The sequence below is a fragment of the Lysinibacillus sp. JK80 genome, assembly GCF_027557635.1.
GTDB classification, from domain to species: Bacteria; Bacillota; Bacilli; order Bacillales_A; family Planococcaceae; genus Lysinibacillus; species Lysinibacillus capsici.
The window spans coordinates 3,074,508-3,090,448 of record NZ_CP058997.1 but is presented as its reverse complement, the minus strand read 5'-3'; the positions used below and the strand labels follow the sequence as shown (position 1 = coordinate 3,090,448).

The 15,941-nt window shown below is 37.8% G+C and carries 15 protein-coding genes; 13 read left to right on the top strand and 2 right to left on the bottom strand.

Annotation, left to right across the window (positions count from 1 at the left end):
- Positions 1 to 4: 4 nt before the first annotated feature.
- From HXV90_RS15545 to HXV90_RS15515, 7 genes are all read left to right on the top strand, one after another.
- Positions 5 to 595 (top strand): nicotinate-nucleotide adenylyltransferase, encoded by a 591-nt coding sequence (locus HXV90_RS15545; RefSeq protein WP_115674132.1) that lies wholly within the window; start codon positions 5 to 7, stop codon positions 593 to 595.
- Positions 564 to 1,136, top strand: a complete 573-nt coding sequence (gene yqeK, locus HXV90_RS15540) for a bis(5'-nucleosyl)-tetraphosphatase (symmetrical) YqeK (protein ID WP_048392153.1) — start codon at positions 564 to 566, stop codon at positions 1,134 to 1,136. The genes HXV90_RS15545 and yqeK overlap by 32 nt, the downstream gene beginning before the upstream one ends.
- Positions 1,133 to 1,477 carry a ribosome silencing factor gene (gene rsfS, locus HXV90_RS15535; RefSeq protein ID WP_004226890.1) on the top strand — a complete coding sequence of 115 codons (345 nt, stop codon included), beginning with the start codon at positions 1,133 to 1,135 and terminating at the stop codon, positions 1,475 to 1,477. The genes yqeK and rsfS overlap by 4 nt, the downstream gene beginning before the upstream one ends.
- The gene (locus tag HXV90_RS15530; RefSeq protein WP_115674130.1) at positions 1,478 to 2,215 is read left to right on the top strand and encodes a class I SAM-dependent DNA methyltransferase; all 738 of its coding nucleotides are present in this window, start codon (positions 1,478 to 1,480) and stop codon (positions 2,213 to 2,215) included.
- Positions 2,216 to 2,493: 278 nt separating this feature from the next.
- Positions 2,494 to 3,120, top strand: a complete 627-nt coding sequence (locus tag HXV90_RS15525; RefSeq protein ID WP_269897565.1) for a helix-hairpin-helix domain-containing protein — start codon at positions 2,494 to 2,496, stop codon at positions 3,118 to 3,120.
- A gap of 105 nt (positions 3,121 to 3,225) precedes the next feature.
- A complete protein-coding gene (locus tag HXV90_RS15520; RefSeq protein WP_004226897.1) occupies positions 3,226 to 3,795 on the top strand; it encodes a ComE operon protein 2 in 570 nt (189 codons plus the stop codon).
- 14 nt (positions 3,796 to 3,809) lie between these two features.
- Positions 3,810 to 6,086, top strand: coding sequence for a DNA internalization-related competence protein ComEC/Rec2 (locus tag HXV90_RS15515; protein WP_442916325.1), 2,277 nt, complete (start codon positions 3,810 to 3,812; stop codon positions 6,084 to 6,086).
- 28 nt (positions 6,087 to 6,114) lie between these two features.
- On the opposite strand, the gene HXV90_RS15510 is transcribed toward HXV90_RS15515, so the two are convergent.
- A complete protein-coding gene (locus HXV90_RS15510; RefSeq protein WP_004226902.1) occupies positions 6,115 to 6,252 on the bottom strand; it encodes a YqzM family protein in 138 nt (45 codons plus the stop codon).
- Positions 6,253 to 6,417: 165 nt separating this feature from the next.
- On the opposite strand from HXV90_RS15510, the gene holA reads away from it, so the two are divergent.
- Positions 6,418 to 7,428, top strand: coding sequence for a DNA polymerase III subunit delta (gene holA, locus HXV90_RS15505; protein ID WP_048392157.1), 1,011 nt, complete (start codon positions 6,418 to 6,420; stop codon positions 7,426 to 7,428).
- A 95-nt stretch (positions 7,429 to 7,523) separates the two neighbouring features.
- On the opposite strand, the gene rpsT is transcribed toward holA, so the two are convergent.
- The gene (rpsT, locus tag HXV90_RS15500) at positions 7,524 to 7,772 is read right to left on the bottom strand and encodes a 30S ribosomal protein S20 (RefSeq protein WP_004226906.1); all 249 of its coding nucleotides are present in this window, start codon (positions 7,770 to 7,772) and stop codon (positions 7,524 to 7,526) included.
- Between the two features lie 163 nt (positions 7,773 to 7,935).
- Here rpsT and gpr point away from each other — a divergent pair, with 163 nt between their 5' ends.
- The 5 genes from gpr (at position 7,936) to HXV90_RS15475 (ending at position 15,888) form a co-directional block, all read left to right on the top strand.
- Positions 7,936 to 8,952, top strand: a complete 1,017-nt coding sequence (gene gpr / locus HXV90_RS15495; RefSeq protein ID WP_066036467.1) for a GPR endopeptidase — start codon at positions 7,936 to 7,938, stop codon at positions 8,950 to 8,952.
- Positions 8,953 to 9,072: 120 nt separating this feature from the next.
- Positions 9,073 to 9,927: a stage II sporulation protein P gene (gene spoIIP, locus HXV90_RS15490; protein WP_225340378.1), complete on the top strand. Its 855-nt coding sequence runs from the start codon at positions 9,073 to 9,075 to the stop codon at positions 9,925 to 9,927.
- A 593-nt stretch (positions 9,928 to 10,520) separates the two neighbouring features.
- Positions 10,521 to 12,416 (top strand): acyltransferase family protein, encoded by a 1,896-nt coding sequence (locus HXV90_RS15485; protein ID WP_269897563.1) that lies wholly within the window; start codon positions 10,521 to 10,523, stop codon positions 12,414 to 12,416.
- A 509-nt stretch (positions 12,417 to 12,925) separates the two neighbouring features.
- Positions 12,926 to 14,752, top strand: coding sequence for a translation elongation factor 4 (lepA, locus tag HXV90_RS15480; protein ID WP_269897562.1), 1,827 nt, complete (start codon positions 12,926 to 12,928; stop codon positions 14,750 to 14,752).
- Between the two features lie 794 nt (positions 14,753 to 15,546).
- The gene (locus HXV90_RS15475; RefSeq protein WP_269897561.1) at positions 15,547 to 15,888 is read left to right on the top strand and encodes a DUF2834 domain-containing protein; all 342 of its coding nucleotides are present in this window, start codon (positions 15,547 to 15,549) and stop codon (positions 15,886 to 15,888) included.
- The last annotated feature ends 53 nt before the right edge of the window (positions 15,889 to 15,941 follow it).

Below are 15,941 nucleotides of genomic sequence, written 5' to 3'. Positions count from 1 at the left end.
AACGATGAAAAGGGTCGGTTTACTTGGAGGTACATTTAACCCACCACATATGGGTCATCTTTTAATGGCAAATGAAGTATTTCATGCGCTAGAACTTGATGAAATCCGCTTTATGCCTAATGCCATCCCACCACATAAGCATGCACGTTTTGATGCTAGTAATGTTGAACGACTTGAAATGGTAAAACGTGCGATTCGTCCATTTCCTTATTTTTCAGTAGAGTCGTATGAGCTTGAGAAGGGTGGCGTATCCTATTCCTATGAGACACTTTCTACATTGTGTAGAAGAGAGCCCAATGTGAAATTTTACTTTATCATCGGTGGCGATATGATTGATTCGCTACATACATGGCATTGTATAGATGATTTAGTGAAACTTGTTCAGTTTGTCGGAGTAAAGCGTCCAGGGACAGCCGCGGCAACAGAGTACCCTATACGTATGGTGGAAATACCTCAAATCGATTTATCGTCCACACTGATTCGTGAACGCCTGGCTACAGGAGGAACGGTGACATTTCTACTACCAGAAGCTGTAGAGACGTTCATACGAGAGGAAGGTCTTTATGGAACGCGAACAGTATTTAGCGGCGATTAAGCCAAGAATGCCTGAAAAACGTTATATTCATACAGTTGGAGTGATGGAAACGGCCATTAACCTAGCTCATAAATATGGCGAGGACGTAAAAAAAGCTGAAACAGCAGCTATCCTCCATGATATTGCTAAATATGCTGATATTGAGTGGATGGAGAATATCGTTCGTGATGAAAAATTAGATGAAAGACTAATTGGATGGGGTAGTGAATTACTACATGGTCCAGTAGGTGCATATATAGCACAAAGTGAGTTTGGTATCACAGACGAAGAGCTGTTGAATGCTATTCGTTTCCATACAACTGGGCGGGCTAATATGAGCCGTTTAGAAAAAATTATTTTTGTCGCAGATATGATTGAACCGAACCGTCGATTTGATGGAGTTGATCGTCTGCGCAAAAAAGCACAAAAAAATTTGGATAAGGCGATGAGTGCATGTGTACGCCATACTTTGGCATTCTTAATTGACACAAAGCAGCCGATTTATCCTTTATCTATAGAATGTTATAACGATATGATGAACAGAGAGGATAGTGAAGGATGACTTCAACTTTATTACAAGCAGCGTACAAAGCAATCGACGACAAACATGGTGAGGATATTGTCGTTTTAAATATGCAAGGAATTTCCCTTTTAGCAGATTATTTTATCATTGCTCATGGTAACTCAGATCGCCAAGTGCAAGCCATTGCACGCGAATTACAGGATGTAGCTGAACAACAAGGCTATGAAATTCGCCGTGTCGAAGGATTTGATGGAGCTCGTTGGGTACTAGTTGACCTAGGCGATGTTGTGGCACATGTATTCCATAAGGATGAGCGTGCTTATTATAATTTAGAACGTCTTTGGGGCGATGCACCGCAACTAGACATGCCAGAGGCCTAAGTGAGTTACGAACGCTTTGCTCATGTCTATGATGAGCTGCAAACGGATATTCCTTACAATCTTTATGTAGATTGGGTTGTACAGCATGCACCAAGCAGCCAGTACCCAAAACTGTTGGATATTGGTTGTGGCACTGGTGTACTTAGCTTGTTATTTGCAAAGTCTGGTTATCAAGTCAGTGGAATCGATTTATCAGAAGAGATGCTGTCCATTGCCGCAGAACGCTTTGCTGGTGCAGGCTACCATGCACCATTATACTGTATGTCTATGGTCGAACTAGATGGATTTGAGGAAATCGATGTTGTCACAATCACAATTGATTCCTTGAATTATGTGGTAGAGGAGCACTCTGTTTATACGACATTAGAACGTATCTATGCGGCGTTGCGTGATGGAGGTCAGCTGTTTTTTGATGTTCACTCGTTATTTAAAATGAATGAGATTTTTTTAGATGGTCCGTTCACATATGATGATGGTGACATTAGTTATATATGGCATACGGAGCCTGCCGACTTTGAACATTCGGTTATTCATCAAATGACCTTTTATGTACGAGATGACGCAAGTGAATTATATGAACGCTTTGATGAGGAGCACGTGCAACGTACTTACACTATCGAGCAGTATATGGCTTGGTTGCATGCCATCGGTTTTAGTCATGTGGAAATTACAGCAGACTTTACAGATGAGGCACCTGATGAGGAAAGTGAACGCATTTTTATTCGTGCGCTGAAATAAAGAAAAGGGAGCTACACTGTGTAATACGCAGTGTGGCTTTTTTGATGGATAGAAAAGCTAAAGTAGTGGATAGAAAGATTAAAATAGCGGATAGAACACTTGAACAGGCGGATAAAGAGGCTAAATTGTCGGATAAATTGGATATAACTAAGAGGATAGCTCTCTTCAACAGGTAAATTGAAACTTCTGACGTTTTTTTATCATTTTCAACCACCCATCCATAGTGTAAGATATATATAACTCCATATGATGACCTTTCGCAAGGAAAGGATGGTACTGTGCTACAATCTTTATGGCAAAAGTACAAAAAAAGTATGTTATTCCCCAGCATACTAGTCGTCAGTGGACTTTGTTACTTCTATTTTTCGAGTTCTGACTCTTCACCTCCCCAAGAAGAGCTCATCGAAACAATCCAACCTATTGAAGAAAAAAATTTGAGTGAATCTGCTGAGGAAGCGGTTTTGCAGCGGGTATTTGTGGAAATAAAGGGTGCTGTAATGTATCCAGGCGTTTATGAACTTGAGCAAGACCAACGTATAAAAGATGTTGTACAGCTTGCTGGTGGCTATACAGAGAATGCTGACACACAATTTATCAATCATGCCCAAAAGGTACAGGATGAAATGGTAATCTATATTCCTATCAAAGGCGAACAGCTAGAGGAAGGAGCCTCTTCTCTGTTAACGCTACCTACTGAGACTAATAAGGAGCAAAAGATTAATATCAATAAAGCTGATGTAGCAACGTTAGCAACATTGCCAGGAATCGGTCCTTCTAAAGCACAAAGTATCCTTACGTATCGAGAGGAAAATGGGCAGTTTCAAACCATAGATGACTTAAAAAATGTTAGTGGTATTGGTGATAAAACATTTGAAAAGCTAAAGGATGCGATTACTGTAAAGTAATGCTTTTAAAGGATGGTATATTGACGCCCCTTTTCTAAAAGGGCTACACTGTAGTAGAAAAGCAAGAGAAAGTTAATTAGTTAGACAATTTTTGGAGGTAGTCATATGGAGCGAATTACTTGGGATCAATTTTTTATGGCACAAAGCCATTTACTCGCATTACGTAGTACATGTACAAGACTAGCTGTAGGAGCAACTGTTGTACGGGACAAACGCATCATTGCAGGTGGTTATAACGGTTCCATTACAGGGGACGAGCATTGTATCGAAAAAGGGTGCTATGTGGTTGATAATCATTGCGTCCGTACCGTGCATGCTGAAATGAATGCCTTACTGCAATGTGCTAAATATGGAACACCGACAAAAGGTGCTGATTTGTATGTAACACATTTTCCATGTTTACCATGTACAAAATCTATCATTCAAGCTGGCATAGAACGTGTGTATTACGCAACGGATTATAAAAATAATCCATATGCACAGGAGTTATTTGCAAAAGCTGGAGTGGAAGTAGTTCATGTACCCTTTGATGAACGTAAAATTGATTTTTTACGAGATGACAAACTAGCTTTGTATACAGAAATGCTGCACGAGCTTCGCGAGAGTGGGGTATCTGCTGAAAAATTGCTCCCATATGAACAGAAGGTGAGTGCATTATTTGGCATCAAGCTTTAAAGCATAGATGGATTATGGTAGCTCTTGCTGTATTGATAGCTGCTATTGCAGTATACAAATCAGCATGGCTACTCATTTTTTTACTGCTACTAGTCCTGTGGCTCACCATAAAAGGTGAGTCACGTTTTCTTGCAATTTTTGTGCTAACTAGTGGTCTACTAACTTATTTTTTCCTTTCTATCAATCATCTGACGGAACCTTCCCCTTTACCGTCAACCTTCCCTATAACTTGGTCAAGTGACTATAAAATAAACGGGCAAAAACTCCGTGGGTTTGCTACAACAACAAATGGCCAAAAACTTTACGTAGTTTATACCTTTTCCTCGGAACAAGAGAAAAATTTTTTTGAAAATACCTCATTAACTGGAATGACGTATTCTGCAAAAGGTGAACTCGTGACTCCCTCTCCATCTGCACATGCTTATGCCTTTTCCATGTCAAACTATTTAACGAGCAAAGGAGCAACAGGCGTTGTTGAAATCACGAATTGGCATTATGTAGGAAAACGAACCTCCATCTTCACTATTCTTGCCGAAGTAAGACACAATATGAAAAAGCATATAGAGAGGACTTTTCCAAAATCACTTGTAGCAGAGGCTCAAGCACTTTTAATAGGGGTGCAAGATCAGATGGAGGATGAACTGCAGCGTGCCTATCAAAAGCTCGGTATTACCCATTTATTTGCGATTTCTGGGCTACATGTCGCGCTGATGTCTTGGCTCTTTTTTGAAGGATTACTTAGAATAAGAGTTCGCAAGGAAATGGCTACTGTCGTGCTATTGATCCTCTTACCGGTTTATGGAGTTATTGCAGGGGGAGCACCTTCCGTATGGCGTGCTGTTTCTGTAGTAGAATTGATGATGTTACTGCGCTTTTTTAAGTGGGTTCTTTCGATCGATGATGCATTAGCTATTAGCTTTATAGGCTTTGTTTTGCTTGAGCCAGGTGTTATTTTCCAAATTGGTTTCCAGCTATCCTATTTAGCAACCGCTAGTCTTCTTTATTCTGGTATTATTTTTAAGCAGACAAGAACTTGGCTAGGTCGTTCTTTTTTTATCACATTCGTGTGCCAACTGCTCGTTTACCCACTATTACTCCATCATTTTTATGAATTATCTTTATCCTCATTTTTTGTCAATATTGTTTTTGTTCCACTGTTTTCCTTTATTATATTACCCTTTAACATGATTGCCTTTGTGCTATCTTATCTTTCTTTACCACTTGCTAATGTCCTATTTGCTGGCTATGAACCGCTGCGTAATTGGCTGACCGAAGTAATCTTTTATATGCAAGAGCTTCCTTGGCAATTATGGTCACCAGGCAAACCATCTATTTGGCTGAGCTGCGTGGCGATGTTAAGTGTTTTAGCAAGCTTCTATTATTTGGAAATAAAAAGATTCAGGAAAGCTATTTTGATCCTTGTCATCCCTGTTATTTGGATTCATTTGGCACCCATGTTGTATAACGAAACAAAGATTACCTTCTTAAATGTAGGGCAAGGAGATAGTATTGTCATTGAATTGCCTTTTAGACGGGCTGTCTATGTTATAGATACAGGTGGAGTATTGCGCTTTGAGCAGGAATCGTGGAAGAAAGCAGATAGTCCATATGAGGTAGGGAAGCAAGTTGTCGTCCCATTTTTAAAAGGCAAGGGAATACGAACTATCGATATTTTTATTGCTTCGCATGCAGACGCAGATCATATTGAAGGAGCAGAGGAAGTCTTACAAGAGATTAACATGAAGGAAATACACGTTACACCTGGTTCATTGAATGAGCCTTTAATGGATGATTTATTGCGAGAAGCAAATAAGCGACATATTCCTATTAAAGAAAAAATGAAGGGGACTTCGTGGCATGTAGGGGATACAGATTTTTATTACTTATGGCCTGATGACGCCTTGTATGAGGGAAATGATGATTCTCTTGTCCTGTACATGCAGCAAAAGGCGTTTACAGCGTTATTTACAGGGGATTTGGAGCAATATGGCGAACAACAGCTGATCAAGCGTTATGGACCTTTATTGGCCAATCTCACATTGCTGAAGGCAGGGCATCATGGGAGTAAGACATCAAGCACAGAAGAATTTGTCGAGCTGCTACAGCCCCAATTAACGGTTTTTAGTGCAGGTCTCCATAATCGTTATGGTCATCCACATGAAGAAGTAGTACAACGTTTTGTCAGTAGAGATTTAGTGACATGGACAACAGGGGTGAATGGATCAATCGAAATACGTATTCGTGATAATCGCTGGTCCGTTAGCGTAAATGAAAAGGGCCTTGTCCAATGACCAAGGCCCTTCTCCTGCATAAGTCCAATTACTGTGATACAAATTCTACTATAGTTGCAATAATAAACATAAGCGTGAAAACGCCAAATGATACACCGAAGCCAACACCAGAATCGATGGCATCGTTACGTCGACATTGTATGTTTTTTCCTTCAAATGGATTCATTGTTATCCCTCCAATTCTGTTATTTATTATAAGACAACATGGTCATAAAAGCTATATCGAAAAGGTGATTTCCCCGTCTGGCAAGGAATCGACACAATTCGGTCAAAGACACAAAGGACTATGAAATCATGTATACTAATAGTATTGCTAGATGGAGGGGAAATTATGATTTCAACGGTTTGGAATACAATAAAAAAAGGTGAGCTTGCACCAGTATATTTGCTTGTTGGTGAAGAAAGCTATTTTATAGATGAAACCATTAAACGTTTAAAAGAGGCATTGGGTCCAGAAGAAGATCTGGAGATGTCCACATTTGATTTAGAAGAAGTACCAGTAGATGCAGTCATGGATGAAGCAGATACCATTCCTTTTTTCTCAGAACGTAAGCTTATTATTGCTAAAAATGCTTCGTTTTTAAAAGCAACCGAGAAAGGGAAGGAAAAAATCGATCATGATGTGAAACGATTGGAAACATGGTTGTCGAATCCTTCTGATTTTTCCGTAACGGTTTTTATTGCTCCTTATGAAAAATTGGATGAGCGCAAAAAAGTGACTAAAATGATGAAAGAGCATGCATTATTTGTACAAGCAGAAACACCAAAAGAGCAGGATTTAGCCGTATGGATTCAAGGCATTGTCAAAACACAAGGTAATAGCATTACACAAGATGCTATTGAATTGCTTGTTACGATGGTCGGAGCCAACATGCTACAATTACAGATGGAAATTGACAAGCTAACCCTTTATTTAGGTGATGGTGGCGAAATTACAACTTCTTTAGTGGAGGATTTGGTGGCAAAAACATTAGAGCAAGATGCCTTTAAAATGCTTAACGCATATTTGGCAAATGACTCTGTCGGAGCCTTGTCTATCTATCATGATTTATTGCGACAAAAACAAGAACCTATTATGTTAGTGGGCTTGCTAGCATCCAATGTTCGTACCATGTCAAATGTTTTTTATTTATTGAAAAAAGGTTATCACCCTCAACAAATCGCTAAAAATTTAAAAATTCATCCGTATCGCGTCAAACTTATGATTGAGCAACGGCATCGGCCTTCAGAAGAAAATTTGCTACGGGCATTATATCAATTAGCAGAGGTTGATTTACAGCTAAAATCGTCTGGTGGAAATCGAGAGCGCTATCTAGAGCTATTTTTATTGCGCCAACTATAGGCAAAGAAAGCTGTCCAATAAGGACAGCTTTTTATGTTCTCTATAAAATTAAAAAGATCAGCTACTCCTAATAGAGTATCTGATCCTTTAAACAATTACGCTTTTTTAGCAAGGCGAGACTTTTTACGAGCCGCCGCGTTTTTGTGGATAAGTCCTTTTGAAGCTGCTTTATCTAAAGATTTGAAAGCTGCTTGTAAAAGTTCTTGTTTGTTTTCAGCGTTAGCAGCAACAGCGTTTTCAGCTTTTTTCACTGTAGTACGCATTGCAGATTTAGCTTGAGAATTAGCAATGTTAGCTTTTTCGTTAACTTTTACGCGTTTAATCGCAGATTTAATGTTTGGCATATATTTCACCTCCTAAATTAGGTACGAGATGATATCTTCTCATTGATTTCTTGTGTCAATACAACAAAAATCATTTTAACAAACGCTTGGCCAAATTGCAATAGATAAATGCAAAGAATATTTACTTGACAGTTTGAACAAACTACAGCTTGAGGTGAACTGTATGCAAAATTTTAATTGGCAACGAACAGATTTAATCGATGAATCAGAAGAGGTAGTTGTCCATCAGACCAAAGAGCAAAAAGAAAAGCTTGAACAATCAAGTGGCATTCAAATTGAAGATCGGAATGCTGGTAGAGTAAAAATTACAGATGTTCTTGTAGATGCTGAAGGGGAAAAGCAAATTGGTAAAAAAGAAGGGCAATATATTACCCTTTCTGTCCCGACACTAACATTAGAAGATCAAGAAGGCTTTGCACAACTTGAACAAGAATTGCTTGTAAATTTCAAAAAAATGCATGACGCACTTTCTTGGCAAGAAGACGATAAAATTTTAATAGTCGGTTTAGGAAATCGCACTATTACACCCGATGCAATAGGTCCCTATTTAATTGACCATTTGCATAGTTTAGATGTCATTGATGAAAAATTTGTCATGTATGCTCCTGGTGTAACAGGACAAACAGGCTACGAAACTGGTGAGTTTGTGGCTGCTATTGCTGAACGTCTACAACCGAAATTAATCATTGTAGTAGATGCACTTGCTACAAGAGCGAGTAATCGACTCTGTAAAACAATTCAATTAACAGATACAGGCATACATCCAGGTTCAGGAGTAGGCAATCAACGGCAAGAGATTTCCTATGAGATGCTTGGCATTCCCGTAACAGCAATAGGGATCCCTACTGTAGTGGATGCACCTGTATTAATTGCGGATGCGGTAGAAACTATGCTCCGTTCGATAGCTGCTCGCGTGGCTGAACGCAGTAAACCGTCATCGAAGCTTTCATTATCCTCATGGCAACCAGATATCAACAAGGAACTGGATATGACATTAGTACAACCTATATTTGGAGAATGGGCGACATGGACGAAGGAGGAGCGGCAGCAGCTATTTGAGGAAACCTTCGCTGGCTCCCACACACAACTGATGGTTACACCAAAAGAAGCAGACTATTGGATTGATCGCTATGCAAAATTAGTGGCTTCTATGCTAATGAATTGGGCAAGTGATTTATAAAATAATGAAGAAACAACGCTTAGAGTAGTCCTTCTAAAACACGCTTATTTATGCGTAAAACAAGAAATTTATTTTCGTTCTAATTAACATCCCCCCTCCATACGATATGGGGAGGAGGGTGTGACTTTGCTAAAAAAACTACAATGGTCATTTGGTATATTATTGTTCTTTTTCGTATTACCTGTCATTGCTGGGCAACTTCCGTTCAACAAGCAAGCATCGACTCCGATCAAACAATCAGAAGATAAGCAAGTCGTGTTTGCTGCTACCAATTTAGCTGAACAAAGTGTACTGGAACAAACGAAAGAACCTGAACCAGATCAAGCCCTAGACCCGGACCCATTTAAAGTGTTAGTGTTATTTACCCATACGCATGAAGCATATGAACCTATGGTGAAAGCAGTGAGTGGTAAGGTAGCGACTTCTCATGAAACGGTCAATATTATGAGCCTGAAGGATAAGATTGTGAATCATTTTAATGTAAATGGTTTAAAGACGGATGTTCTTGATGTAGATATTATGAAGAAATTACAAGAAGAAGGTAAAGGCTATCATGAATCTTATAATGTGATGAGGCCATATTTAAGTAAGCATTTAGAAACAAATAATTATGATTTAATAGTTGATTTACATCGTGACTCATTAAAACATGATCTTACAACAATCTCATATAATGGGGAAAATTATGCGAAAATCGCTATTGTTGTTGGGGCAGAACATGCTAATTACCGCTGGAATACAGCCTATGCTGAAAGTTTATCATCCACACTAAATGCCATCGTTCCAAAAATTTCTAAAGGGGTTATTTCTAAAAGTGGTGATGGGGTTGATGGGCGATACAATCAGGATTTAGCAAAGCAAATGATGATTATTGAGATTGGTGGAATTGGTAATACTGAGGAAGAGGTTAATCGTACGATTGCTGTAATCGGTAAGGCAATATCAAAAGCGTTTGTCAATGATTCAACAAAATAGACCAATCATATTAAAAAGTGGGACTCTTGTGGGCTCACTTTTTTAATATTGTATGATAATAAAATTTCCAGAAATAATTCTCATTAATTGTCTTTCCATTGCTCCATTCTTGTCTTATAATTTTCAAGTTGGCTCGCGAATTTCATGATAAAACGTTAAATGAAGGCATATGCAAATAAAGCAAACTTACTTTTGGAGTATATACCATTTTTGGGAATGCCTCTATAGCAAATATACATATGAATTTTTAGAAGACTAAAAATGATAACGTTTCATTTTTCTCTCAAACTTTTATCGTATTTCAATCGTCAAACATATAAGTGAATAAGCAAAAATAATAGAGAGGGGATGGTTATCAATCCAAAAGGTTTATTACGTGACAACAGGTTTTATCTTGATGCAGAAGGGAATACCTTCAAAAAGCGATACTCCTTGTAGCATTTGGATGTAACTAACATCATTTAACCAAAGCCGTGTGCGGTTATTACAGATTTGTGACAGCGCTTTTAGATTGACTTCTACTTTGTACAGCTAGAAAAAACCAACACATTATACCGAAACGAAATTGAGAGATTATTGAAGGAAGGAATAGTATGTCAGGCAAGTCATTAAATCATCGTTATATTCCTGGACTAGACGGGATTCGAGCATTGGCTGTATTAGCAGTTATTGCTTATCATTTTAACTTCAGTTGGGCTAGAGGTGGCTTTTTAGGAGTAGATATCTTCTTTGTATTATCGGGCTATTTAATCACCTCTACCATCTTACCTTTAAAGGGCAATCAATTAACAGTCAGCCTAAAGAAATTTTGGGTGGGACGATTTAGAAGGCTACTACCAGCTGCCTACGTTATGATTGTTACATCATTTGTTTGGGCAATGCTCTTTCATAAAGAGCTTCTCCATCCTTTGCGCGGGGATGCATTGTCCTCCATTTTTTATTCAAGTAATTGGTGGTTCATTTTTCATAAACTCTCTTATTTTGATAGTTTCGGTTCTCCATCACCTTTAAAAAACCTATGGTCATTAGCTATTGAAGAACAATTTTACTTGATTTGGCCATTGCTCTTAATGATTGGACTTTTTGTTGTTAAAAAACAAAATAAACTAGCAAATATCATCTTTTGTGGTGCCCTTTGTTCAGCATTCGTAATGGCGTTACTCTATCAGCCAGGCGCTGATCCTAGTCGTGTTTATTATGGAACGGACACACGTTGTTTTGAATTATTAATAGGCTGTTGGCTAGCACTCGTTTGGCCTATGAAAAGATTATCTTCTCAAAAATTATCAGCGAACCATGTGAAGAAACTAAATACGATGAGTTTCATTGCACTTACTATTTTTTTAGTAAGCATAGTGTATGTGGATGAATATCAATCCTTTCTTTATAGAGGAGGCATGTTTTTATTTTGCTTGAATGCTGCTGTTTTGATTGCATGTATTTCTCATCCAGTCAGCATACTAGGAAAAATATTAGCATGGAAGCCATTATGTTGGATAGGCTCTCGTTCATACGGCATTTATCTATGGCATTATCCTGTCATGGTTTTAGGGACACCCATTCATGAAATTGGTAATCCTTCCTATTGGCGAATATTCCTGCAGCTTTTACTAATCCTGATGATTGCAGAGCTATCCTATCGCTTCATTGAGATGCCCATCCGGAAAGAAGGGTTCCGAGTCTATTGTCAAAAATATCTGATTTGTAATAAAAACAAGTGGGGAAGCCTTACTTTTCCACGAAAAATATCAACGGTTATGGTTCCTCTTTTTCTGCTTGTATTTTTCACAGGCATGACAGGTGTAGTGGGTGAAAGTCAGCAAAACCCATCTAAAACGCTGCCAACAACGATAAAAATTAATGGCGATGAGCCTACACCCAATCTGAACAAGCAGGACAAACAAGCTGAAGCCTCAACAGACAAGCCTTCTCAAAGTAAGGAAGAGGGAGTAGAGGATGTTCAGGAGATAGAAACGCCTAAGCAAGAAGAAAATAACACCATTATAGAGCCTGAAAAAGATGAGTTTTATCGTGGCATACTAGCCATTGGTGACTCCCTAATGATTGATATTGCACCGAGCTTACATAATATGTATCCGACTATTACAATCGATGGAAAAATAGGCCGTCAAGTTTCGCAAGCTGTAAAACTTGCACCAAATTATGCAAGTTTTAATCAACCTAATCATGCAGTCATTCTACAATTGGGGACAAATGGTTATTTTACGACTGACCAAATGGATGCACTCCTTGAAGCTTTTTCAAATGCCGATATTTATTTAGTGAATACACGTGTGCCGCGATCTTGGGAAGCAAAGGTGAATGAAGCTTTACTGCAAAAAGCACAGGAACATGAGCGGATAACACTAATTGACTGGCATGCAGCAGCAATCAATCACCCTGAATACTTTGCCCCTGACGGTGTACATTTAGAGAAAAAAGGGATAGAAGTTTTAACAAAGCTCATTCAACAATCCTTAAACAAATAAAATAAAAAAGGTCAGTATACACAGTTTTATCTGCGTAGCTGACTTTTTCTATATCTTAGAAAGGGAGCTATTTGCTCTACCTCTATTAGTTGTTCCTGTATGGTAAGCTTGATATTTGATCTGTTCCATTATATGGAAGATGGTGCGATGTCCATTCTTTCTTTTACTAATCATAGTTTAGGTTTAAAAAAATGGGATTGTGTTCACGCTTTTTAGCAATATGAATGATGATATCTTTTGGAGATAGCGTGCTTTTCTTGGTTGATCAGGCGAAGATTCATCCATCGAATCTCTCCTCATGTCGAGTAGACGCATTTTCATTTCAACTGCTACACATCGAGTACTACTATAGCTGATTTGTCTGCATTTATATACTTAATACTGTAAAATTTAAAAACGACATGAAACACTGAAAGTATTGATATTATAGGCTTTCAAGTCTAGTTGCTGTTGTACTTTGCGTTATGTTCATAGTATAATTCATTATAGTTTAATTAGGAGTGGAAAAGATGAACCGAGAAGCACGTTTAAAACGACAAGAGAATATACGAAATTTCTCTATTATTGCACATATTGACCATGGGAAATCAACGCTTGCTGACCGTATTTTAGAGCAAACAAAATCTTTAACTTCCCGTGAGATGAAGGCACAGCTCCTCGACTCAATGGATTTAGAGCGTGAGCGAGGCATTACAATTAAGTTAAATGCAGTTCAATTAAAGTACGAAGCAAAAGACGGCGAAGTGTATACATTTCATTTAATCGACACACCAGGACACGTCGATTTCACATATGAAGTATCACGTAGTTTAGCTGCTTGTGAGGGTGCCATATTAGTTGTGGACGCAGCACAAGGTATTGAAGCACAAACACTAGCAAATGTTTACTTAGCACTTGACAATGATTTAGAAATTTTACCTGTAATCAATAAAATTGATTTACCTGCAGCTGACCCTGAACGTGTACGTCAAGAAGTAGAAGATGTTATTGGATTAGATGCCTCTGAAGCAGTATTAGCTTCTGCGAAAGCAGGTATTGGTATCGAGGATATTCTAGAGCAAATCGTAGAGAAGGTACCAGCGCCAACTGGTGATCCAGATGCACCACTACAAGCTTTAATTTTTGACTCTGTTTATGATGCCTATAAAGGTGTTATCATTTCGATTCGTGTCATCAATGGTACTGTTAAGCCTGGCGATAAAATTCGCATGATGGCAACAGGTGCAGAATTCGAGGTTATTGAAGTTGGGGTACATACACCAAAAGTTGTGCCACAGGCTGAATTAACAGTGGGTGATGTAGGTTACTTAACTGCATCTATCAAAAATGTAGGTGACACACGGGTAGGGGATACTGTAACCTATGCAACCCGTCCTGCAGCTGAGCCATTAGCTGGTTATCGTCGCTTAAACCCAATGGTCTACTGTGGTTTGTATCCAATCGATACAGCCAAATACAATGATTTACGTGAAGCGTTAGAAAAGCTAGAGTTAAATGATTCAGCTCTACAATATGAGCCAGAGACATCGCAAGCACTTGGTTTTGGTTTCCGCTGTGGATTCTTAGGATTACTACATATGGAAATTATTCAGGAGCGTATTGAGCGTGAATTTAATATCGACTTAATTACAACAGCACCTTCCGTAATTTACAATGTTCATATGACAGATGGTACTGAGCTGAAAGTCGATAACCCTTCCTTTATGCCAGACCCGCAAAAAATCGATCGTGTCGAGGAACCATATGTGAAAGCAACAATCATGGTACCAAATGATTATGTGGGAGCGGTTATGGAACTTTGTCAAATGAAGCGTGGTAATTTCATGACGATGGATTATATTGATACATCGCGTGTAAGTATTATTTATGAAATGCCATTATCAGAAATTGTCTATGATTTCTTTGACTATTTAAAATCAAATACAAAGGGCTATGCATCATTCGACTATGAACTTATTGGTTACCAGCCATCGAAATTAGTGAAAATGGATATTTTATTAAATGGTGAGCAAGTCGATGCCCTAAGCTTTATCGTACACCGTGACTTTGCCTACGATCGAGGCAAAATCATCGTAGAAAAATTAAAAGAATTAATCCCACGCCAACAATTTGAAGTACCAATTCAAGCAGCAGTTGGACAAAAAATCGTGGCGCGTTCAACAATTAAAGCCATCCGTAAAAACGTATTAGCGAAATGTTATGGTGGAGATATTTCCCGTAAACGAAAACTTCTTGATAAACAAAAAGAAGGTAAAAAACGTATGAAACAAGTAGGCTCAGTCGAAGTCCCTCAAGAGGCATTCATGGCTGTGCTGAAGATGGATGATTCGAAGTAATATTGATATAACAGTGTTTATAGGGGTTTTAATCAAATAGTTTTTTAACAGTTGGGTGGAGATTGCCACCGATTTGCCACCGCATTGAAAATTGTGCCAGCAATTTATAAATTCTTAGCGATGGAATCAAAAATATCGGCAGCATCTCTTGCCATCTTCTGTGTTAAATGGACATAGCGATCTTCAGTAATTGCTGATCTGCTATGTCCTAATCTTTTTGAACTGTTTTTATTGGTTGTCCATTTTCAATTAGCATCGTTAATAATAATGCCGAGATACTCGTATTTATTGAATACCTGGGTATTTGGCTACTATCAGCTACTTTTTTTCAGGTAGTTGGCTAATTTACAGTGAATCTTTTCACAGAGTCTCGAATCTCCTACTTTTAATTAAGTTATCTTCTCCTTACTCTTTTTCTTTTCTCTTCAATTTTTCTGAATAATAAATAAACTATTGTAATTATAAGATAAAGTATGACAAAATTTGGTATCACATTATTATCACTTTTACTGGCTATATATACATATACCCCTACTACTACCGCTAAAATTAATGGCTTATATATTGAATTCATAATCAATCCACCTTTTCATAGTGTTAGACATAATTCACAATATTCTCTTGGATTTTATATAGTTTATATATTAATATTTTAAATGTTAATCTATTATTAATTATCATATATGGAAATATTTATTTAAATTATTTTTTATGAGGTTTTATTAAACTGAAAGAGTTTAATTAAGAAGTATATTATTTGTGAAAATCATATAGAGAGGGGAAGTTTAATTTAAATGAGAAAAGTGTACTTTTTATTTGCGATTATCGGCACAGTATTCCCGTATTATTTTTTGGTGCAATTCTTGAACAAAAACGGATTTGATTTAGGGTTATTAGTAGATTTATTATTTGCAAACTCGATATCGACCTTCTTCGCTGTTGACTTTTTTATTTCATGCTTTGTTTTTATAATCTTTATGTTTAATGAGTCAAGAAAGTATAACATTAAAGAAAAGTGGATATGTCTATTAACTTTGTTTACAGTTGGTTTATCGCTGGCATTACCTTTATTTTTGTTTTTCAGAGAGACATACATAAAGAAAGAAGTGTTGTTAAACTCCAATGAAAGAACGTGAAAATCTTACATTTTCTATGATGTAGTATTGATTTTGTGGTACATGGATGGCAA

Coding starts and splice junctions, on each gene's coding strand:
- HXV90_RS15545 (WP_115674132.1), top strand. CDS start 5: ATGAAAAGGGTCGGTTTACTTGGAGGTACATTTAACCCACCACATATG.
- yqeK (WP_048392153.1), top strand. CDS start 564: ATGGAACGCGAACAGTATTTAGCGGCGATTAAGCCAAGAATGCCTGAA.
- rsfS (WP_004226890.1), top strand. CDS start 1,133: ATGACTTCAACTTTATTACAAGCAGCGTACAAAGCAATCGACGACAAA.
- HXV90_RS15520 (WP_004226897.1), top strand. CDS start 3,226: ATGGAGCGAATTACTTGGGATCAATTTTTTATGGCACAAAGCCATTTA.
- HXV90_RS15515 (WP_442916325.1), top strand. CDS start 3,810: ATGGTAGCTCTTGCTGTATTGATAGCTGCTATTGCAGTATACAAATCA.
- HXV90_RS15510 (WP_004226902.1), bottom strand. CDS start 6,252: ATGAATCCATTTGAAGGAAAAAACATACAATGTCGACGTAACGATGCC.
- holA (WP_048392157.1), top strand. CDS start 6,418: ATGATTTCAACGGTTTGGAATACAATAAAAAAAGGTGAGCTTGCACCA.
- rpsT (WP_004226906.1), bottom strand. CDS start 7,772: ATGCCAAACATTAAATCTGCGATTAAACGCGTAAAAGTTAACGAAAAA.
- gpr (WP_066036467.1), top strand. CDS start 7,936: ATGCAAAATTTTAATTGGCAACGAACAGATTTAATCGATGAATCAGAA.
- HXV90_RS15485 (WP_269897563.1), top strand. CDS start 10,521: ATGTCAGGCAAGTCATTAAATCATCGTTATATTCCTGGACTAGACGGG.
- lepA (WP_269897562.1), top strand. CDS start 12,926: ATGAACCGAGAAGCACGTTTAAAACGACAAGAGAATATACGAAATTTC.
- HXV90_RS15475 (WP_269897561.1), top strand. CDS start 15,547: ATGAGAAAAGTGTACTTTTTATTTGCGATTATCGGCACAGTATTCCCG.